Raw genomic sequence first — 20,256 nt, 5'->3', positions numbered from 1 at the left:
GATGTCCGCGGTATCTGAACCTTTGCTTCGCGGCGCGGTCACCGGCTTCTGCCTATAACCAATCACCAATCAACCACTTACCAGCTGTGCAAGCTGCTCTTCCTTATGCTCACTGCGCTGGGCCTGGCGAATACGCTCGGCAGCGGCATCGAGAATCGCCTGCAGCATGTCAGCATAGCGCATACCGGCGTAGCCGGCCATAAGGTTCTGTTTGCCGTCCCAGCACCAGCCCGGGTTTGGATTCACTTCCAGCAACTTGATATTGCCGGCAGCATCGGCGCGAAAATCGAAACGCGCATAATCGCGGCAACCGAGGCGCTCGAACAGGCGGCTCGAGTAATCGATCATCAGGCGCTGCTGGTCTTGTGGCAAATCGGTTTCCCGATAATGGATGTGAGTCCAGTAAGGTGAATCCGGCAGCCACTTCGACTCGTAGCCAAGAATCCTCGGTAAGGACTCATCCAGGGCAGTATAGTCGACCTCCAGAATGGGCAAGGCACGCAGCCCCTGCTGCGGATTGCCAATCAGGCCAACACTGAATTCATTACCGGACAGAAATTCCTGCACCAGGATCGGTCTGTTCGGTAGTGTCTCGTGCAGACTTGAGAGATAGGCAATCAGTTCATTCGGATTATGCACGACTGCGTTCTGCGTAATACCGATGCTTGAGTCGCCGAAATTGGGCTTAAGAATCGCGGGGAAAATCGACGGCAGCGTTGCCGACTGGTCTTCCGGTTTGACAAAGGTTTCCAGCGGTACCGGAATATCCAGGTTTTCCGCCACCGCACGCACCAGTGCCTTATCGTAACAGTGCGCCAGGCAGGCGGGACCCGCGCCGGTGTAGGGAATATTGATCATTTCCAGCAGGGCCGGTACGTGCAACTCCTTGAAGGCATCGTTGTTGTAACCCTCATCACATAAATTGAACACGAAGGCCGGCGGGTTTCTGTTCAGGTCCTCGATCATGACGGCATGATTGTCCAGGTAACGAAACCTGTAACCGGTTACCTCGCCCAGCGCATTCTTGAGCTGATTGACCGTGTCAATGTCCTCTTCGTTGAACTGGCCACCCTTCTTGACCGTATCCGGCAAGCGCGGATCGCCCAGCAGGACCGTGACGTCCGTTGGCTTGCGACCTTTCGCCGGCTGCACCGCCGCCTTGCGCGGCGCCCGGGTGGTAATGAAGATGCGATTGCCCATCATGCCGAGATCCTGGTTGCGATCCGACTCGGCGCGGATGTTGTCGTGAATACGGGTATTCTCGAACCCCACGTGTTGCAGCAATGCCTGTATGCGCTCACGCGAATAAAGCCGCTCGGCGTAGAACTGGTCGGCAATCACGCCACGCTCGGCATGCACGACCACTTCGCGCGAAATCAGGCGCTGGCCGTCGGCGGCCAGCGAACGCTCGCGACAGACGAAATAGTTCTCGTCGATCCATTCCCACGAGCGCGGCTCGAAGTGCTCGCGCATCCAGTCACCGTCAGTCAGATCCAGTGCCAGCGTGCCGCCGCTGCGCAACACGTCCTTGATTTCGAGTAATACACGCGCGTCGGCTTCCTCAACATCGAAATAACCGAACGAGTTGCCCATGATCATCACGCAGTCGAGACTGTCGTCAGCCAGGCGCAGCTTGCGCGCATCGCCCTCGTGGAAGCTGATGTCATAACCGGCCTTGCGGGCGCGACGCCGGGCCAACCGAATCAGGTAACGTGAACGATCAATGCCGGTAATGGACTTGAAGCCGCGACGCGCCAGCTCCATGCAATGGCGCCCCTGACCGCAACAGAGATCGAGCACACGGTCGCCCGGCTTGACGCCGGTATTGTCGATCAGCGTATCGATCTCGGCGACGGTATTGGCCTCGTTTTCGACCACGTCACCGTCAGTGCGCAGATACAGGGAATCAAACAGTTCCTTCCACCATTCCGTTGGCAGATGGTTTTCCAGGTCAGCGACCGGACCGAAGGTACGGGTGCGCAGGCGACGTGTACGGGGGCGCCGTTCCTTATTCATGACTCGACATTACTCCTCAGGGCTCAGAGCCCTAACCGGGCGGCAACAGGGCGGAACTCGTCGGCCGCCGGCAACGAGCGCGCGCAATATATAGCAACCCTATGCTAATGCAATCAATATTTATGCTCGAGTCCGGACCGTGCGCCGACGCCTGACCGGGCGATGCCTGTCGTGCTGAAACGCTCAGGTCGTCAGGCGCCGGTAGATATCGGCAACCTTGAGCGGCAGCTGGCTGACCTGGTCGATGACCGCGTAGTTGGCCGGGCCATACATGTGCGGCAGATAGTCGCCGCCGGCCTGGTCGATGGTGATGCAGAAGGCATGAATACCGCTGCGGCGCGCCTCGATCAGAGCCCGGCGCGTGTCCTCGATGCCGTAGCGGCCGCGGTAGCTGCCGTAGTCCTCCGGCTTGCCGTCGGACAGTGTCACCAGCAGTTTCGTACGCGCCGGCACCTGTCCGAGCAGACCGCCGAGGTGCCGGATGGCCACACCCATACGGGTGTAAGTCTGCGGCTTGATGCCGCTGATGCGTTCGCGCACGGTCTGGCTGTAGTTTTCGTCGAAACGCTTGATCGGGTAGATGGCGCAGCGGGTATGCGTGCGGCCGGAAAAACCGTAAATGGCGTAGCGGTCACCCAGCGTTTCCAGCGCTTCGCACAGCAGCACCAGGGACTCGCGCTCGGCGTCGTTGACCCAGCCCCGGGTCGAGCCGCTCATGTCGACCATCAGCATCACGGCGATGTCACGGTCGACCCGCCGGTGACGGCTGTAGACGCGGTCATCCATCTCCTCGCCGCGTACCCGATCGGCCTGCGCCTCGATCAGTGCGTCGATATCGATATCGTCACCGTCCGGTTGCCGGCGCAACAACCGGTCCTCGCCGAGCACCGCCTCGAAACTGCGGCGGATGGATTTCAGCGGACCGCGGTATTTCTGCAGCGTCTCGTGGATAAAGGCGGGATCGCCGGGCTTGAGCGGCTGCTCGCGCAGAATGCAGTAGTCCTGGCGGTAGCGCTGGCGATTGTAGTCCCACTCCGGGTAACTGAGCGCGCCCTCGGCATAGTGCAGCGGCTCGCCGCTGGTGTACTCGCGATCGCGGGCTTCTTCCGCGTCGGCGTCGTAGGGCGTGTCATTGCCACCACCGGCAAGGTAGTCTTCCGGGACCTCGCCGAGATCCTGCTGGATCGACGTCAGCAGGCCCTGCACTTGTGCGGGCGTCCCAACCTTGCGGCCGCGGTATTCCAGCTGCGGCTGCTGCCGGCCGGCCTCGGCGCGCGCCGGCGTCTCGCTGACACTGAAGCGATCGCCCGGCGCCTGCCCCGGATTATTCTTTTTATCGTCGGCCTGCGGCTGGCCTTGCGGACGACCGAGCACGGTCTGCTCGAGCTCGCTTAACGACTTCTGCAGCTGCTGGCGCTCGCGTACCAGCCGCTTTTCCAGAACCTGACGGACACGCTCGGGATGGATCGTGCCCTGGTAGGGCGCGGCTTCAGGCAAGGCCTCGCCGCGCAGAGTCTCGACAAGGGCGATACTGTCGTCGGCCAGGGCGTCATCCCGATCGAGCCGTGCCCGCGCCTGTTGCCAGGCCGGGCTTAATGGCGTTTCGCCGCCCTGCTGCTGCAGTTCCTGCAGATACCGGTGCAGGCCGGGCAGATCGCGGGCCAGCCGCGCCTCGACCCGGAAGCGTTCCAGCATAGCGTAGATCGCCTGGCTTTCCTGCGGCCGCGGCAATACCGCCAGTTGCTCCAGTGGCGACTGCTGCCAGGTGCCGTAGTAATTCTGCGCCCAGAGAAACACCGCCTGCGCCAGCAGCAGTTGCCGATTCAGTGCCTGATCGGTGAAATGCCGCTGCGTCGCTGGGAGAAAGATGGACTCGCTGTCGGTATAGGCGCCGTTGCTGGCCGACTCGTCAGTGGTCACCGTCAAGGAACGCCCGCCGAGACCGATCACAATGGGTTGCAGTACCGCCAGTTGCTGGTCCAGGCGCACCTGTCTATGGCGTTCGGCATAGTCGGCGGCAAAGCTGTCGAGCTCCTCGAGCACTGCCACGCCGCGCCCCAGACCGCGCTTGTCATAGGCATCCATGGCCTGGATAAGCCAATGCTCGACACCAATGCTGTCCATGAGCGTCAACGCCCGGGCAGCGCGACTGGCAAACACCCGCGCCAGTTCGCTGTCACTGCGCGCGACGACATCGATCCAGTGCACCACGAACCGCTGCTGTGCTTCGTCCAGCGACCGAATCGACTCAAGTACGGCGCTGCCGTCGGCATGGCGCAACAGTAATGCCTGCACGCGCTGCCACTGGGCGCGGTTCTGCGTCTGCCAGCCGCCGCTGTCGGCGAACAACAGCCGTCGCTCAGTCGTCTGGTTGACCATTTCCTTCAGTATCCAGCGTGAATCGGGATCCATGATTGGTGATTGGTGATTTAAAAAGTCTGACCGACTAGTGAACCACGCCCGTAGGAGGCCCGACCCCGGGCCTAACAAGAGGTCAGTTACGGCATGTTATTCGAACCTTTTTCGCGGCGAGGTCGCCGCTCCTACTAACCACCAATTACCTGTGAACCAGTGAACTAATACACCGAAGCAATCAGCTCGCGGATGGCCGCGAGCATGTCCGGATCGTCGGTGAGCGCTTCGGCGATCGCCGAGTGACAGGCGCTGGCCTCGGGTACGCTGGTACGCATGAGCTTGCCGGCGTTGACCAGCAGGCGGGTACTGGCGCCCTCGTCCAGGCCGTTGTCCTTGAGATTGCGGGTCATGTGACCGATCTGCACCAGCCGATCGGCAACGGCCTGGTCAACACCCGATTCCTTCATCACCACGCGGGCCTCGAGCTCCGCCGGCGGATAACCGAATTCCAGTGCAACAAACCGCTGCCGCGTACTCTGCTTCATGTCCTTGAGCACGCTCTGGTAGCCGGGGTTGTAGGAAACCGTCAACGAAAACTCCGGCGGCGCCGGTACGACCTCGCCCAGCTTGTCGATGGGCAGCAACCGACGATCGTCACACAGCGGATGGATAACAACCGTCGTGTCCTTGCGCGCCTCGACGATCTCGTCGAGATAACACAGACTGCCCGCACGTACCGCGCGTGTCAGCGGACCGTCCACCCAGACCGTCTCACCGCCCTTCACCAGGTAACGGCCGACCAGGTCGGACGCGGTTAAATCGTCATGACAGGATACGGTGATCATCGGCCGATCGAGACGCCAGCTCATGTATTCCATGAACCGGGTCTTGCCGCAGCCGGTCGGCCCCTTCAGCAACACCGGCAACTGATTGCGCCAGGCGGCCTCGAACACGGCGACCTCGTCACCCAGTGGCTCGTAGTAGGGCTCGTCCTGGATACGGTATTCCTCGATTTTCAGCGCATCGCTGACAGCTGCATTCATGATCGTGACTGCTGTGGGAATTTATACTGACATCATACCGGTTAAGCGCGGTGGCTTCATGCCACGCACTGCACACCGGTACCGGCAAGACCGCAGTAACCGGCGGGATTTTTGGCCAGGTACTGCTGATGATAATCCTCGGCATAGTAGAATTCGGGCGCCGATCGGATTTCCGTGGTAATGACACCAAAACCGGCTGACTGTAGCGCGCGGTTGTACTCATCGCGCGTATACTCGGCCAGGCGCTGCTGTTCGCCAGAACTCGTATAAATGGCCGAGCGGTACTGGCTGCCAACGTCATTACCCTGGCGCAGCCCCTGGGTCGGGTCATGTGATTCCCAGAATACGCGCAGCAGCTCACGATAGCTGATGCGTTCCGGATCGAACACGACCAGCACGACTTCGGCATGCCCGGTCCGCCCCGAACACACTTCTTCATAGGTTGCATTCGGGGTATCACCGCCGGCATAACCCACCGCAGTCGAATAAACCCCGTCAAGTTGCCAGAAGCGGCGTTCCGCGCCCCAGAAGCAGCCCAGTCCGAACACGGCCTGCTGCAGACCGTCGGGAAACGGCGGCTGGATCGGGTGGCCATTGACGTAATGCTGATTATTGACCGCCATTGGCCGGGTACGTCCCGGCAGCGCCTGTTCGGCTGCGGGCAATTCGCCCGCTTTACGAGCAAAAATCATGGTAAACGTCTCCTCGCGGCGAAATTACTCAATACGACCTGCTTACCCAGGCAACGTTCAGGCACGCCCAGCCAGGTGCCCTGCCTGCCCCTTATCCGGCTTGCTTGATGCAGTCGTCGCAAACCGGCTGGTGAGCACCGGCAGCGTCCTGATACCCTGACATGCAACTTGTTGCAATCCAAAGTATCATAGTGGCCTCATAGTGAAAGCCACCTCAGGCGCGTGTGCCTGATTGAATACCGGATAATCGTGACTTATGGGGTTGGAAACATTTGCCTCGCTGGCCGCTTTTTGTGGTGAATTCATCGCCACGCCGCGTACGATTGGCTCGCTGATTCCCAGCTCCGGCTGGCTGGCCCGGCATATTGCCCGCCAGGTGCCGGAAACAGATGATGGTTATGTCATCGAACTCGGCGCCGGTACCGGCGCCATCACCCGCGCCCTGGAACAGCAACTGAGCAACCCGGACAGGCTCGTCTGCGTGGAGCGTTCTGCCACCCTAGTCACCAGGCTACGCCGCCACTTTCCCCAGCGCTGCATCATCGAGGGCGACGCCGGCCAGCTGGGCGAACTGCTGCGCAGCCAGCTGGGCGCCGATATGCGCATCAGTCACATCGTGTCGAGCCTGCCGTTGCGCTCCCTGGCACCGCCGCTGGTGGCTGCAATAAGCCAGGAGGTCCAGCAGCTGCTGCCGGACAACGGACACTACATCCAGTTCACCTACCACATCGGCGATCCGGGCGACAGCGCGCCACCCGGCTTTCGTCGGCTCGGCACGTCCCGTGTCTGGGGCAACCTGCCACCGGCGCGGGTTGATGTCTTCACCCCGGAGCGCTCAGAGACCGCTGATCTCGCCTCTGCAGCCTAGCAGCGTGCGATAAAGCCTGGTGGTGGGCTCATTCTCCCGCCCCTGCAGACTTGTCATCGCCTCATGCCGGGCACAGATACTTATATTGCAGCGCACCATATGCGCGTTACAATGCGCATTGTCCATTTGAATCAATAGACGAGAGGAGCTCGCTGTGGAAATCAGGAATAAAGTCGCTATCGTTACCGGTGCCGCCAGTGGCATCGGCCAGGCCGTTGCCGGCGAACTCGCCCAACAGGGTGTCAAGGCAATCGCCATAGTCGATATGGACGATGCCGTCGAGGACACAGCGAATGACATCAACCAGGTCTGCAACCGCGACGTGGCGGTACCCTTCAAGGGTGACGTCACCGACGCGACATTCCGCGCCGAGGTGTTCGGGAAAATGCGTCAGGACCATGGCGTAGTCAGCATCTGTGTACCGGCAGCCGGCATCACCCGTGACTCCCTGGCCGTCAAGGTCGACAAGGAAAGCGGCAAATCGAAGATTTACGACGTGGAAAAATTCCGCCAGGTCACCGAGGTCAACCTGGTTGCTCCGATCTACTGGGCGCTGGAGATGATCGCCGGTATTGCCGAGGATCGCGCCGCGCACGGCAAGCGCAAGTGGCATCCGGATGAAACCGTGCAGGGTACCGTGATCTTCATCGGTTCGATCTCGTCACAGGGCAACAAGGGCCAGGTGGCCTATGCCACCACCAAGGCCGGCCTTGAGGGCGCCGCCGCAACGCTGACCATGGAAGCAATCTTTCACGGTGTTCGCTGCGGCGTCATTCACCCCGGCTTCACCGACACGCCCATGGTGCGGGCACTCGGCGACGAATTCATCGAGAAACACATTCTCCCGCACACCCAGCTGAACCGCCTGATCCGGCCGGAAGAAATCGCCAACGCCATTTGCTTCATGATTGCCAACTCGGCCATCAGCGGTGAAATCTGGGCCGACGCCGGCTGGCACCCGCAGGCCTAGTCGCTATCCTTGACCCGCTGCAGCAGCCGCTCGGCCGGCGCAAAGCCCTGGTCGGCGGCGCGCCGCAGCCAGTGCATGCCGCGTTCGCTGTCAGCGGCGACGCCGCGGCCCTCGAAATAGCTGCCGGCGAGCGCGTACTGGGCATGCGCATCGCCCTGCTCGGCCGCCTTTCTGAACCAATCAACCGCCGCCGCTTCGTCCTGTTCGACGCCCTCACCGGTGCTCAGCAGAACCGCGTAGTTGTATTGTGACTGCGGTTCACCCTGCTCCGCCGCCCGCCGGTACCAGTCCGCCGCCTGTGCCCGGTTTTCGTCAACGCCAATACCCTGCTCGTACAGGTAACCCAGTCGACCCTGCGCGATGGCATCACCCTGCTCGGCCGCCAGCCGGTACCATTTGAGCGCCGTTGCTGAATCCCGCTCGCGACCCTGCCCCTCCAGGTAACAGTCTGCCAGCGCGTACTGGCCTTCGGCATTGTCGGCATCGGCCGCCTTTTCAAACCAGTCGCAGGCCTTTTCGCTGTCGGCTTCCGCGCCGCGGCCGTCCCGATAGATATAGCCGAGATTGACCATGGCATAGCCGTCGCCCTGCCGGGCCGCCTTGCGGTACCAGTAGTAGGCCTGGGCGTTGCTTTGCGTCACGCCCTTGCCGACGTCGTATAGATAGCCGAGCTGCATCTGCGCCTCGGCATCATCCTGATCAGCCGCCTCGCGGAACCACTCGGCCGCCCGGGCCGGATCCGCGTCGACACCGATACCGTTGAGGTACATGAGCGCGAGGTTGTACTGGGCATTGACGTTGCCGTCTTCGGCTTCCGCTTTCAGTGCCTGCGGATCGAGTTCCGGATCCACGCCGCCCGGCTCACCCGGACTCTGGGCCGCCGCCGGGAGCGTCAACAGCGAAGCCAATGCAACGGCGATCAGCTGGTCACGGCCTTTCCAGTCTTGCATACGTCATCAACCTGTCATTAATTCGGCATGTTCGCGTCACATGAAATTCATAGGCTGTCGCCCACAAGAGGTCACAGGTTAACGCAAACATGGCAACGCATTATCGTCGTCGGTTCCTGAATGCCACCCAGGACCTGTTTTTCCGCACATTCCACAACAACAATCTCATCTATAACGCCTGCTGGGAAGATCCGCGCATCGATCGTGAACTGTTGCAGCTGGATAGCAACAGTCGCGTCGTCATGCTCACCAGTGCCGGCTGCAATGCACTCGACTATCTGCTCGACGCACCGGCCGAAATCCATGCCGTCGACGTCAACCCGCGCCAGAATGCGTTATTGGCACTGAAACTGGCACTGATCGAGCGTGGTGACTTTAACGATCTCTTCGCCATGTTCGGACAAGGCTCACACTCGCGTTTCCGCGATGTCTACGCCAGTGCCCGTAACCGGCTACCGGACTACGCACAGATGTTCTGGGATCGCCGTATCGAATATTTCGACAGTAACAGCCGCAAGCGTTCATTCTACTATCATGGCGGTTCGGGTGTCGTCGCCTGGTTGCTGACGCGTTACCTGTTGCGTGAGAAACGCCCGCTCAAGACGCACCTGCTGGATCTCATCGACGCCGAGTCGATTGCTGAACAGAAGGCAATCTACAGTCGTATTGAACCCTATCTGTGGGGTCGGTTCATTGCCTGGACCATGCGCCAGCCACTGACCATGACAATGCTCGGCGTACCGCGGGCCCAGGCCCGCCTGATCAGCGACAACTACCCCGGCGGTATCCATGGTTTTCTCAGCGACAAACTCCGGCGCGTCGCCACCGAGGTGCTCATCCGTGACAACTATTTCTGGCGCGTCTACCTGACCGGTGCCTATACCCGCGAGTGCTGTCCGAATTACCTCAAGCCCAAGCATTTCGATCACCTGCGGCGAAACATTCACCGCGTGCAGCCCCATAACGCCAGCGTCGCCGAATTCCTGCGCCGGCAGCCGGGGGCCTATACACACTATGTGCTGCTGGACCACCAGGACTGGCTGGCCTGGCACCAGCCCGAGGCCCTGGCCGAGGAGTGGCGGCTGATACTGGCCAACAGCGCACCGGGGGCCCGCATCCTCATGCGCTCCGCCGGTGAACGTCTCGACTTCCTGCCCGGCTTCATTCTCGATTCACTGCGCTTTTATCCGAAGCGAACCAGCCAACTGCATCTGCAGGACCGGGTTGGCACCTATGGCAGCCTGCATTTCGCCGAAGTCGTATGAAACGCAGCACGACCATTGGCAGCAATATAGAGAACTATTATCGCCTGCATGCCGGCGTCTACGATCGCAGCCGCTGGGCCTTCCTGTTCGGTCGCCGCGCCATCGTGCGCCTGGCCGGCGAACACGTTCGCCCGAGCCGGGTTCTGGAAGTCGGCTGTGGCACGGGTTACAACCTCGAGCTGCTGCAGCAACTGTTCCCGCACGCCGAACTGCACGGACTCGATCTGTCCGCCGACATGCTCGGCATCGCTCGACGCCGCCTGGGCGACCGGGTCAGGCTCTGGCAACACCGCTATGACCGGCCAATCACCGCGTGCCATCAACAACCGGGCTATGATCTGATTCTCGCCTCCTACGCCCTGTCGATGTTCAACCCCGGCTGGGTCGCAGCAATTGACGCCATGCGCCAAGACCTGGCGCCGGGGGGCAGCATCGCCGTGGTCGATTTTCACGACAGTCGCAGCCGCCTGTTTCGCGACTGGATGGCCATGAATCACGTCCGCATGGAAGGCCACTTGCTGGTTCATCTACAGCAGCGGCTGCAGCAGCAGGCGCTGCAGATGCGTTCCGCCTACGCCGGACTCTGGCGCTATTGCCTCTATATCGGCAATTCCTCCTGATCCGACCCCGGCCAGGCGGTTACTGAAATTCGGCAACGGCACGGTCATATCGGCCTGCATCGTCATGGTGCAGAACCGTCGGCCCTGTAAATCAGTCACATCGATCGGGCTGGCACTGACCGCGTTAACGGTTGAATTCTCTCAAAATGTGCTATGTAATAAGGAATGGAGAAACAGCCTTCGGCGCGCCTTGCGCCATGCCAGCCACAATTCAGGGGTTGCAGTGACCAAACCGGTGAAACGTTGTCTGATCATCGATGATGACGAATCCTTTCGGCAGCTTATTACGCGCCACATCAACGGCATTCTGCCCGACGCCATCGTCGAGGAATACGATCCGGCGCTGAGCGGGCCGCCGCCTACCGACTTCGACTGGACCGGTTGCGATCTGGTCATTCTCGATTATTTCCTGAACTCGTCGCTGACCGGCCTCGACCTGCTGAATGAATGGAAGAAACAGGAGCATTTCCCGCCGGTCATCATGATGACCGCAGCTGGCAGCGAGGATATCGCCGTACGGGCGATGAAATACGGTGTGCAGGACTACCTGCGCAAGCAGAACATCACCCGGGAAAAACTCAAGCAAGCTATTGAGGACGCCATCCAGATCCGCAACGCGGAGCGCGAGCAGGAAGCGGCCAATACCCAGAACAGCCAGTCCTTCAACAAGGCGTTGTTCTATAAAAAACTCGAACAGGCGGCAACGGACAGCGAAAGCGGACAGGTTTTCGTGCTCATAGACCTGGATCAATATACCGAGCTGGGCGAAGCGCATGGTGTCATTCTGCAGGACAGTGTCATCAAACATATCGCCAGGGTAACTTACAAAGTTTTCTCCGATACCGATCATCTTGTCAGCATGACCCGCATGAGCGATGCCAGTATCGGGCTGCTCTGCACTCTGCCGACAGGCACGTCACTGCAGCAGACTGTCACCGATCTGGGTCGGCATCTACACGAGCACCCCTATGACAACGACGGCAGTAGCATTGTTTTTACAGTCAGTATCGCCGGTGTCGGCCTGAGCGAAGCGGACAAGAGCGCCAATGACATCATGCGCATCGCGCGGCGCCTGTGTCGACATATCCAGGACAACGGTGGTAACGACTGCGCCCTGCATATGCCCGGAGGGACCTACAGCGACGTGCCGGCGACGCAGACGGACACACGCGCAGTACCCGCCGTATCGGAACCTGAGACCATCAGCCCGACGACCACCACAGCGAATCCAGCAGCAGGAACACCAACAGCGGCGACCACTCGTTCCACGGCAACTGCTGCCGCTTCAGCACCACCCAGCGAGGCAGATTTCCTGGAAATGACGCTGGAAATGCCGGCGGAAAAACTGCACGGGCAATCAGATCCGGCGGACAGCGACGCAGACACCGGCTTTGATATCCTGCAGGCATTGAACGACAACCGACTGCTGCAGTATTACCAGCCAATCATGCCACTGTCGGAAAAAGCCACCCAGATCGATCGCGAGTATTACAGTATTCGCATTCGCATGGTCGATACCGACGGCGTCATCATCGAGGCCGACAAGATCATGCCGGAGCTGCGCAACAAGCGTAACCAGAAACTGCTGGATCGCTGGCTGCTGCGCCAGGCTGTTGGTCGCATTGTCAGCTATCGCAACAACAAACAACAGAGCCCGGTTTTTCTCATCAAGATAAGCGAGGAATCCTTTGCTGACTCCAGCCTGTTCAACTGGTTACAGAGCAAGCTGATGAAATCCATCGCCGGTCTGGATGTCGGCAAGTCATTGTGTATCGAGGTTGCCGCAGATACATACCTGACACACCGGCGCCAGGTGGAAGCACTGTTCAAGTTCATGCGCCAAAGCTATGGCTTCCGCTTTGCGCTGTCGTCCTTCTCTTCGGTAGAGCAGCTGAACAGCTGCCTGGAAAAATCGCATTTCGATATCGTGAAGATCAGTCAGAAGCTGCTGGACGAACTGCAATCACAGCAGAGCGATCCCGCCAGTATGCCGGCATCGATCAGCCAGCTAAAAGAGCACGGCAGCCTGCTGGTGGCGACGTTCATCGAGGACGCAGCCATGCTGACCCAGGCGATAAACGGCGGCGCGGATTTTGCCATGGGCTACTTTATCGGTGAGCCCATCGACAATATCAATAATGACCAGCAAATCGAATCCTTCGAGCTTACCTGAGCAGTATATTTTTCCATGACGCCGACCGTCATTTACACGATCGGTCACAGCAACCGCAGCGCCAGCGAGCTCATTGTTCAGCTACAGCATCACGCCATCCAGAGGCTGGTTGATATCCGGCGCCATCCGGGTTCCCGCCGCCTGCCGCAGTTCAACCGCGGCAATCTGCAACAGGCCCTGCAGCAGGACGGCATCAGTTATGACTGGCAGGGCCAGGTCCTTGGTGGTCGACTACAGAACACAACCGATAATGAGTCTTTCAGCGGGCTTGCCGATGACGCCTTGCGCGGTTTCGCGGCACATATGAACAGCAGCGAGTTCCGTGACACGATCAACGCTCTAATACAGGCATGCAAGAGTGAACGTTGCGTCATCCTGTGTGCGGAGAAACACCCGGCACATTGCCATCGCCGGCTGATCAGCGACTATCTCACACTGAACGGCCATGAGGTTCGCCACATCATCGAAGCGGGCACCCTGCAACCACATGCAGTAGATACAACGGCGCGACTGTCCGCCGGAATTATCCGCTATGACCGCGGCACACAGCCACGGCTGGATCTGGACTAGCCTTTAGCGCAACAGCGAAATGTCCCAGACCAATGGCAGTAATAGAATGATAAACAGCGTCGTGACCGGAATGGCGATCAGGTTCAGCCACAGTCCGGCACGCGCCATGATCGGTACGCTAACGTAAGGCGTGGCAAAGACAATCGCGTTCGGGGGTGTCGCCACCGGCAGCATGAAGGCCAGCGATGCCGATACCGCCGTGGTAGTCATCAGTACCAGTGGCTCAATACCAATGGCCTCGCCCAGGCCGGCCATGATCGGGATCAGCAGTGTTGCCGTCGCTGTATTTGATGTCACCTCGGTCAGGAACTTTACCAGCAGTGCCGTCAACGTCACCATCAACACTGGACCGGCGTGTTCGAAGACCAGCAGGTGCTGGCCGATCCAGACCGACAGGCCGCTGTCCTCGAAACCGCTAGCCAACGCGAAACCGCCGCCGAACAGCAGCAATACGCCCCAGGGAATGGTCTTCGCAGTGTCCCAGTCAAGCAGCCGCCGACCATCGCCAGCCGGCAACATGAACAGCGCCAGCGCCCCGGCCACGGCAATGGTCGAATCGCCTATGCGTGTGGCCCAAGCGAACGGTACAAAGCCGCGCAGCACCCAGGCCACCGCCACGCACAGGAAAACGAACAGCACGCGCCGCTCGGCCCGGCTGAGCCGCCCAAGCTGGCGCAGTTCCGTATCGATCACGTCAGCACCGCCGGTATTCGACTGCCAGCTGTCGCGCAGCCAGGTGAACTTCAGATAGAGCCAGGCCAGCAACAGAAATACAGCCGCGAATGGCAAGCCGAAGGCCATCCAGTCGGCAAAACTGATGGTGATGTCATAGTGCGACTCGACCATAGCCGCCAGGATTGCATTGGGCGGCGTACCAATCAGCGTGGCGATGCCGCCGATCGAAGCGGCGTAGGCAATACCCAGCAACAGCGGCGTCGCCAGTGCCGGCGTTTCATCAACGCCATCGGTGTTGATGAAACGACTGGCGATGGCGCTGGCGATCGGCACCATCATCAGCACCGTCGCGGTGTTGCTGATCCACATCGATAAAAATGCCGTAACCAGCATGAAACCGAGCAGCAGTCGCGTCGGGCTGTCACCGATGCGTCGCAGTGTCAGTAATGCCAGCCGCCGGTGCAGTTGCCAGCGTTCCACCGTCACCGCGATCATGAAACCGCCGAGGAACAGAAAAACCAGGTGGTGCGCATAGGCGGCACTGACCGCGGCGACCGGCGTGACCTCGAGCAACGGAAACAACACCAGCGGCAACAACGCCGTCGCCGCCAGCGGCAGGACTTCGGCAATCCACCAGGTCGCCATCAGCACAGTCACGGCTGCAACCGCCTGCGCCGCATCGGGCATGTCGCCGGCCGGCAGGAACAACACCAGCAAAAACAGCCCCGGCCCGATCCAGATCCCCATTTGCTGGCGATATGACACGAATTTGGCCATCGTCAGTAGTGCAGTAACAGACGGTAGTAGCGATCCTCTACCGTCACCACCCAGCTGACCTCATCGGCCGCCAGCCAGTCGTTCAGTGCCGCCGCGCCGAGACCGGCATAGGGCTGCGCCTGTTTGGTCGCCGGCTGCCCGGGACGGGCTATTGCCGCGGCGATATCGGCGAAATGACCGGCTGCGAACGTGCTGCGATCGATGCGAAAGACACGCTCGTCAGCGGCCGGTTCGGAAACGGGCATGGCGATCAATTGCGGTTCCATGATGCGGTAACCATCATCCGCCAGGATCCTGTCGGCCCGCTGTCGCGCCGCCTCGATGGACAGTCCGTCGTCTTGATAGGTCTCGATCAATCGCTCGCGGCGGGCAAGCACGTTCTGCTGCGTTTCAATGTGCTCGCGCCGCGACAGCTGCTGCAGCAGCTTGCTGTCGAGACCATCGGGATAGAGCGTGGCAAATACATCATTGCTGAGCAGTACGCTGTAATCGCGATTGTCGCGCGTGCTGATGATCGCCGCCGGATAGAAACCGGCGCCGGGCACGGCCAGCAGTTCCCGTTGCTGGCGAATGACGTTGTCACCGCGACCGGTGAAAAGGGCTCGCTGGCGTTGCAGATCGAAGCCCGCATCTGCTGCGGGCACGCTGATGTTGACGCTGAAGCTCAAACCGCCATGGGTTTTCAGTGTGGCCAGCAGGACACCGAACACGGCCTGCGGGCTGGTTCGCAACAGGCGTCCGGCCACTGGCGTGTCGTCCCAGCGCCGCAGCGTCGTCAGCTGCTGCCCCAGCGGCTGCAAACGGCGCACGCTGACCGCGTCAGCGACCACCCAGCTCCAGTGGGCGGCCGCGTCGCTACCCAGTCCCAGCAGCGAACCGTCGAGATCGAAGACCCAGCCGCGAGTCTCACGCTCGACGAAGTAGACAGCCGCATCCGGTCCCCAGACCGGCGCGAAGAAACCGCGTTCATGAACGTGCTTGATGACGCCGACGGCGACCAGTAGCAGTAGCAGCAGTGGTACAGCAAGCAAGACCAGCAGGCCGTAACGCAGGCAACGCCAGCCCCTGTGGCTGTGCACCACGATCGGCTGGGTCGCCTGCGGATCGTTCATGCCCGGGCTCGCGAACCGGTTGGCTGATGGCCGGGCGCAGCGCGCTGTTCGAACAACGCCGCCAGCAGGTAGGCCAGCAATGCGGTCGCCAGGGAAACGATATAGGGCGTGCTCCAGCCGGCCAGGTACTGACCGATAAACCAGACGATGGCGCCGGTGAGCAGTGCCGCATAGGCGGCATAACGGCCGCCGACGGCTGTGAACAGACCGATGACGCCGCAGATGAACACGCCGGCCGTGCCGAACGACACCGCCGTGGCAATCAGTTCATAGACACTACCGGACTGCAGCGCCAGAACATAGGCGATGACACCCAGCCCGACGACGGTGGTCCGCGCGGCCAGCAGTTTGCCACGGGCATCGATCTGCGGTCGCAACGATACGATGACGTTGTGCGAAACGAGACCACCGGCGGCCAGTAACGCGCTGTCGACAGTCGACAGGATGGCCGAGATCAGCGCACCGGTAAAAACGATGTAGGCGAAGGTTGATAGATAGTCGCGCGCCAGCGTCGGCACGATCTGTTCCGGATCGTCCAGGCCCGGCACCAACTGCGGCCCAATGAGACCGAGAAATACCGGAATCAGCCCCACCGTGAAATACAGCAGGCCACCCAGCACGGCCGCATTGCGTGCGGTAGAGGCCGAACGCGCACCGAGGATGCGGGCGATCGCCTCGGCGGCCAGGGTGGCGCCACAGATTGGTATCGCCCAGGACTCGATCAATTGCCAGGTGGTCATGTCCGGGGCCGAGAAGAACTGCAGCCGCTGCGGATCGATCATGTCGATTCCGGCCTGGAAGCCGCCGATGTCACCCACCACCGCGAAATACAGCACCAGCAGCCCGATCAGCAGGGCCAGACCCTGGATCACGTCGGTCACGGCGGTGGCCATGAGACCGCCGGCGGCGGTATAGATGACCACTACGGCGGCGGCGATCGTGATCGCGACATTTGTGTCGACATCGGAGATGACGCTGACCACCTGGCCAAACGCGCGCACCTGGGCGGCCGCCCACAGCACACCGGCAGGTACTACCAGGAATACGAACAGGCGGCCGACACCGCTGGAATAGCGCTGCTCGAAGAAGTCGCCGAATGTGGTGTAATTGTTGCGCCACAGCCGCGCGGCGAAAAACAGGCCGAGCAGGACCAAGCACAACGCATAGGCGAACGGTTCGGCGGTATCGCCAGTCAGGCCGGTGCTGTAGATATTGCCGGCCGAACCGACCACCGTCTCGGCACCGAACCAGGTCGCAAATACGGTGAATGTTGCCAGACCGAGTCCCAGCCGCCGTCCGGCGAGCAGATAATCCTTCTCGTCGGCGATATGCCGTGATACCAGCAGGCCTACAGCGAACTGGATGACGACATAGACCACAACCCCCAACAGTACCGCGTTCAAACCCCTTCTCCCTTGATTGCTGTTGATTGCCCGCCGGCAGCGCGGCGGCGAAGCGGGAATGATACGGCCTCGCCCGGCGGCAATCAAAAACACCCCGGTACCCAAACGGCCCGATTCTGATTACACTGCGTCGAAAAATAACCGGCTGCCCCGGCTGCCTGCGGACCGCAGCCGCCCGGCAAACGCCATAATCAGAACAACCAGTTACCAGCATGCCTTTGACACGTACCACGTTACTCAAGACTCTTGTCTGGCTCAGCGTCGCCCTGGCCGGCGCCGGCGCCATCGGCGCCATCGCCCTGCACCGCGGCGAGTCCATCAACAGTGTCTGGTTCATCGTCGCCGCCATCTGCGTCTACGCCATTGGCTATCGCTTCTACAGTGCCTTCATTGCCGCCAAGGTGCTGGCCGTCGATGCCAGCCGCGCCACACCGGCCGAGCGTTTCAACAACGGCCGCGACTTCGTGCCGACCAACAAGTGGGTCGTCTTCGGCCATCACTTTGCCGCCATCTCCGGTCCCGGCCCGCTGATCGGTCCGACCCTGGCAGCACAGTTCGGTTACCTGCCCGGCACCCTGTGGATCCTGGTCGGCGCCGTGCTTGGCGGCTGCGTCCAGGACTTCGTCACGCTGTTTTTCTCCATGCGCCGCAACGGCCGCTCGCTCGGCCAGATAGCACGTGATGAACTCGGCCCATTGGGCGGCGCGGTTGCGCTGGTCGGTGTCATGACCATCATGATCATTCTCATCGCGGTGCTCGGGCTCGTCATCGTCAAGGCGATGATGCACAGCCCCTGGAGCACGTTCACGGTCGGCCTGTCGATACCCATCGCCATCCTCATCGGTCTTTACATGCGCAACCTGCGGCCGGGACGCATCCTCGAATCAACCGCCATTGGCGTGGCCCTGTTGCTGGGTGCGGTAGTTGCCGGTGGCTGGGTGGAAAGCTGGGGCATCGGTCACTGGTTCAACTACGACGGTCCGACCATGGCCCTGCTGTTGATCGCCTACGGCTTTGCCGCCGCCGTCGTACCGGTATGGCTGCTGCTGGCGCCGCGTGACTACCTGTCGACGTTCATGAAGATCGGTACCATCTTCGCACTGGCCATCGCCATCATCCTCCTGCAGCCCGAGATCAAGATGCCGGCTGTCACCCAGTTCATCGATGGCACCGGTCCGATCTTCGCCGGCACCCTGTTTCCGTTCGTGTTCATTACCATTGCCTGCGGCGCGATCTCCGGCTTTCATGCGCTAATCGCCTCCGGCACCACACCGAAGCTGGTAAGCAATGAAAGCGAGGCCCGCTTCATCGGCTACGGCGGCATGGTCATGGAATCGTTCGTCGGCATCATGGCCATGATCGCTGCCTGCGTACTGGAACCAGGGATATTCTTTGCCATCAACAGTCCGGCCGGTGTCGTCGGCAGCGGCGCCGAGGCGGTGGCCAACATTTCCGCGATGGGCTATACGGTCACCATCGCCGAGATGCAGGAACTGGCCGGCCAGATGGGCGAAGAAACGCTGTTTGCGCGTACCGGCGGCGCACCATCGCTGGCGGTCGGCATGGCCAGCATCTTTTCCGGCGCCTTCGGCGGCATGCTGCCGGCGCTGTGGTATCACTTCGCCATCATGTTCGAGGCGCTGTTCATTCTCACCACGCTCGACTCCGGCACCCGCGTTGCCCGCTTCATGCTGCAGGACCTCATCGGCAACATCTGGCCGAAGTTCGGCGAGACGAGCTGGTATCCGGGCGTACTGATGGCCTCGGCACTGGTGGTCGCCGCCTGGGGCTACTTCCTCTACATGGGCACCATCGATCCACGCGGCGGCATCAACAGCCTGTGGCCCCTGTTCGGCATATCCAACCAGATGCTGGCAGCGATCGCGCTGTGCGTCGGCACGACCATCCTCATTAAATCAGGCAAACTGCGCTACGCCTGGGTGACGGGTTTACCCCTGGTTTGGCTGGTCATCGTCACCAGCAGCGCCGCCTGGCAGAAGCTTTTCAGTCCCGACGTCGCCATCGGCTTTCTCGCCCAGGCCAATCACCTGAGCGCCCAGCTGCAGGCTGGAGAACTCAGCGGCGAGATGCTCGAGCACGCACCGCAACTGATCTTCAACAACCGCATCAATGCCGGTATGACCGTGTTCTTCCTGCTGACCACCTGGGTGCTGGTACTGGAAACCCTGCGCGTGTGCTATCGTGAGATCAGCGGCCGGTCACAAAGACCCTCCTCGGAGGCGCCCTATGTCAGGACCCAGTTGCCCGAGCATGCTTGATCGATTGCGGCAGAAACTGATTACCTTCTGGCGCGGCGTACGCAACGCCACGGGCGACGACGCCTACCAGCGCTATCTCGAGCACTGGTACGCGGCCCATAACGATGACCAGACGCAACCACTCAGCCGCCGCGAATTCTTTCAGGCCGAACAGCAGCGCAAATGGAACCGGCCGAACCGGTGTTGTTGATTGGTGATTAGTGATTAGTGATTAGTGATTAGTGATTAAAAAAGCGTGACCGACCTTGTTTTGGTGTCAAGGACAAAATTCAATTTCTATAACCAATTAACCAGTTGACCAATCATATTTCATCCCCTCCCCCTTGACGGGGAAGGGTCGGGGTGGGGGGGGTGAAAGGAGCCTGTAAATCAAATTGTGTAACTGCCCATTGGTGCTAGTGTACAAGAGGAGCCCATCAATGGCAGAGACAATGGATCAGGACAAACTGAAGGCGCTGGCGGCGGAGCTGGCGAAAGGGGTCAAGACG

Annotated in this window: 16 protein-coding genes; 8 read left to right on the top strand and 8 right to left on the bottom strand. The window is 60.8% G+C overall.

Annotated elements, in window-relative coordinates:
* Positions 1-69: 69 nt before the first annotated feature.
* From J2T55_RS02355 to msrA, 4 genes are all read right to left on the bottom strand, one after another.
* Complete coding sequence (locus J2T55_RS02355) at positions 70-2,016, bottom strand: methyltransferase domain-containing protein (protein WP_259054009.1); 1,947 nt, start codon at positions 2,014-2,016, stop codon at positions 70-72.
* A 183-nt stretch (positions 2,017-2,199) separates the two neighbouring features.
* A complete protein-coding gene (locus J2T55_RS02350; protein WP_259054008.1) occupies positions 2,200-4,428 on the bottom strand; it encodes a nitric oxide reductase activation protein NorD in 2,229 nt (742 codons plus the stop codon).
* Between the two features lie 164 nt (positions 4,429-4,592).
* Entirely contained in the window at positions 4,593-5,414 is an 822-nt protein-coding gene (locus tag J2T55_RS02345) for a CbbQ/NirQ/NorQ/GpvN family protein (protein ID WP_310521963.1), read from the bottom strand.
* Positions 5,415-5,470: 56 nt separating this feature from the next.
* Positions 5,471-6,106 carry a peptide-methionine (S)-S-oxide reductase MsrA gene (gene msrA, locus J2T55_RS02340; protein WP_259054007.1) on the bottom strand — a complete coding sequence of 212 codons (636 nt, stop codon included), beginning with the start codon at positions 6,104-6,106 and terminating at the stop codon, positions 5,471-5,473.
* A 256-nt stretch (positions 6,107-6,362) separates the two neighbouring features.
* Between msrA and J2T55_RS02335 the strand changes: the two genes are divergently transcribed.
* The gene (locus J2T55_RS02335) at positions 6,363-6,974 is read left to right on the top strand and encodes a class I SAM-dependent methyltransferase (protein ID WP_259054006.1); all 612 of its coding nucleotides are present in this window, start codon (positions 6,363-6,365) and stop codon (positions 6,972-6,974) included.
* Between the two features lie 154 nt (positions 6,975-7,128).
* Positions 7,129-7,944 carry an SDR family NAD(P)-dependent oxidoreductase gene (locus tag J2T55_RS02330; protein WP_259054004.1) on the top strand — a complete coding sequence of 272 codons (816 nt, stop codon included), beginning with the start codon at positions 7,129-7,131 and terminating at the stop codon, positions 7,942-7,944.
* Here J2T55_RS02330 and J2T55_RS02325 read toward each other — a convergent pair.
* Positions 7,941-8,894: a tetratricopeptide repeat protein gene (locus J2T55_RS02325; RefSeq protein WP_259054003.1), complete on the bottom strand. Its 954-nt coding sequence runs from the start codon at positions 8,892-8,894 to the stop codon at positions 7,941-7,943. The genes J2T55_RS02330 and J2T55_RS02325 overlap by 4 nt on opposite strands.
* 89 nt (positions 8,895-8,983) lie before the next feature.
* Here J2T55_RS02325 and J2T55_RS02320 point away from each other — a divergent pair, with 89 nt between their 5' ends.
* The 4 genes from J2T55_RS02320 to J2T55_RS02305 all read left to right on the top strand — a co-directional run bounded on the left by J2T55_RS02320 (position 8,984) and on the right by J2T55_RS02305 (position 13,522).
* Positions 8,984-10,159 carry a DUF3419 family protein gene (locus J2T55_RS02320; protein WP_259054002.1) on the top strand — a complete coding sequence of 392 codons (1,176 nt, stop codon included), beginning with the start codon at positions 8,984-8,986 and terminating at the stop codon, positions 10,157-10,159.
* Positions 10,156-10,779 carry a class I SAM-dependent methyltransferase gene (locus tag J2T55_RS02315; protein ID WP_259054001.1) on the top strand — a complete coding sequence of 208 codons (624 nt, stop codon included), beginning with the start codon at positions 10,156-10,158 and terminating at the stop codon, positions 10,777-10,779. Before J2T55_RS02320 ends, J2T55_RS02315 begins: the two co-directional genes overlap by 4 nt.
* Positions 10,780-11,002: 223 nt before the next feature.
* The gene (locus J2T55_RS02310) at positions 11,003-12,952 is read left to right on the top strand and encodes an REC domain-containing phosphodiesterase (RefSeq protein WP_259054000.1); all 1,950 of its coding nucleotides are present in this window, start codon (positions 11,003-11,005) and stop codon (positions 12,950-12,952) included.
* Between the two features lie 15 nt (positions 12,953-12,967).
* Positions 12,968-13,522 carry a DUF488 domain-containing protein gene (locus J2T55_RS02305; RefSeq protein WP_259053999.1) on the top strand — a complete coding sequence of 185 codons (555 nt, stop codon included), beginning with the start codon at positions 12,968-12,970 and terminating at the stop codon, positions 13,520-13,522.
* Positions 13,523-13,525: 3 nt separating this feature from the next.
* Here J2T55_RS02305 and J2T55_RS02300 read toward each other — a convergent pair whose 3' ends face one another.
* Genes J2T55_RS02300 through J2T55_RS02290 form a run of 3 tightly spaced genes read right to left on the bottom strand, consistent with a single transcriptional unit; the run spans position 13,526 to position 17,489 of the window.
* A complete protein-coding gene (locus J2T55_RS02300; protein ID WP_259053998.1) occupies positions 13,526-14,974 on the bottom strand; it encodes an SLC13 family permease in 1,449 nt (482 codons plus the stop codon).
* 2 nt (positions 14,975-14,976) lie between these two features.
* Positions 14,977-16,086, bottom strand: a complete 1,110-nt coding sequence (locus tag J2T55_RS02295) for a hypothetical protein (protein ID WP_259053997.1) — start codon at positions 16,084-16,086, stop codon at positions 14,977-14,979.
* Positions 16,083-17,489 (bottom strand): sodium:solute symporter family protein, encoded by a 1,407-nt coding sequence (locus J2T55_RS02290; RefSeq protein ID WP_259053996.1) that lies wholly within the window; start codon positions 17,487-17,489, stop codon positions 16,083-16,085. The genes J2T55_RS02295 and J2T55_RS02290 overlap by 4 nt, the downstream gene beginning before the upstream one ends.
* Positions 17,490-17,701: 212 nt before the next feature.
* Here J2T55_RS02290 and J2T55_RS02285 point away from each other — a divergent pair, with 212 nt between their 5' ends.
* Together J2T55_RS02285 and J2T55_RS02280 are read left to right on the top strand one after the other, a co-directional pair.
* Complete coding sequence (locus tag J2T55_RS02285; protein WP_259053995.1) at positions 17,702-19,768, top strand: carbon starvation CstA family protein; 2,067 nt, start codon at positions 17,702-17,704, stop codon at positions 19,766-19,768.
* A complete protein-coding gene (locus J2T55_RS02280) occupies positions 19,761-19,958 on the top strand; it encodes a YbdD/YjiX family protein (RefSeq protein ID WP_259053994.1) in 198 nt (65 codons plus the stop codon). Before J2T55_RS02285 ends, J2T55_RS02280 begins: the two co-directional genes overlap by 8 nt.
* Positions 19,959-20,256: the final 298 nt, after the last annotated feature.

This window comes from Methylohalomonas lacus (assembly GCF_024808875.1).
GTDB lineage: Bacteria > Pseudomonadota > Gammaproteobacteria > Methylohalomonadales > Methylohalomonadaceae > Methylohalomonas > Methylohalomonas lacus.
This window is presented reverse-complemented; position numbering and strand designations above follow the sequence as displayed.

Coding starts and splice junctions, on each gene's coding strand:
- J2T55_RS02355 (WP_259054009.1), bottom strand. CDS start 2,016: ATGAATAAGGAACGGCGCCCCCGTACACGTCGCCTGCGCACCCGTACC.
- J2T55_RS02350 (WP_259054008.1), bottom strand. CDS start 4,428: ATGGATCCCGATTCACGCTGGATACTGAAGGAAATGGTCAACCAGACG.
- J2T55_RS02345 (WP_310521963.1), bottom strand. CDS start 5,414: ATGAATGCAGCTGTCAGCGATGCGCTGAAAATCGAGGAATACCGTATC.
- msrA (WP_259054007.1), bottom strand. CDS start 6,106: ATGATTTTTGCTCGTAAAGCGGGCGAATTGCCCGCAGCCGAACAGGCG.
- J2T55_RS02335 (WP_259054006.1), top strand. CDS start 6,363: ATGGGGTTGGAAACATTTGCCTCGCTGGCCGCTTTTTGTGGTGAATTC.
- J2T55_RS02325 (WP_259054003.1), bottom strand. CDS start 8,894: ATGCAAGACTGGAAAGGCCGTGACCAGCTGATCGCCGTTGCATTGGCT.
- J2T55_RS02320 (WP_259054002.1), top strand. CDS start 8,984: ATGGCAACGCATTATCGTCGTCGGTTCCTGAATGCCACCCAGGACCTG.
- J2T55_RS02315 (WP_259054001.1), top strand. CDS start 10,156: ATGAAACGCAGCACGACCATTGGCAGCAATATAGAGAACTATTATCGC.
- J2T55_RS02305 (WP_259053999.1), top strand. CDS start 12,968: ATGACGCCGACCGTCATTTACACGATCGGTCACAGCAACCGCAGCGCC.
- J2T55_RS02300 (WP_259053998.1), bottom strand. CDS start 14,974: ATGGCCAAATTCGTGTCATATCGCCAGCAAATGGGGATCTGGATCGGG.
- J2T55_RS02295 (WP_259053997.1), bottom strand. CDS start 16,086: ATGAACGATCCGCAGGCGACCCAGCCGATCGTGGTGCACAGCCACAGG.
- J2T55_RS02285 (WP_259053995.1), top strand. CDS start 17,702: ATGCCTTTGACACGTACCACGTTACTCAAGACTCTTGTCTGGCTCAGC.
- J2T55_RS02280 (WP_259053994.1), top strand. CDS start 19,761: ATGCTTGATCGATTGCGGCAGAAACTGATTACCTTCTGGCGCGGCGTA.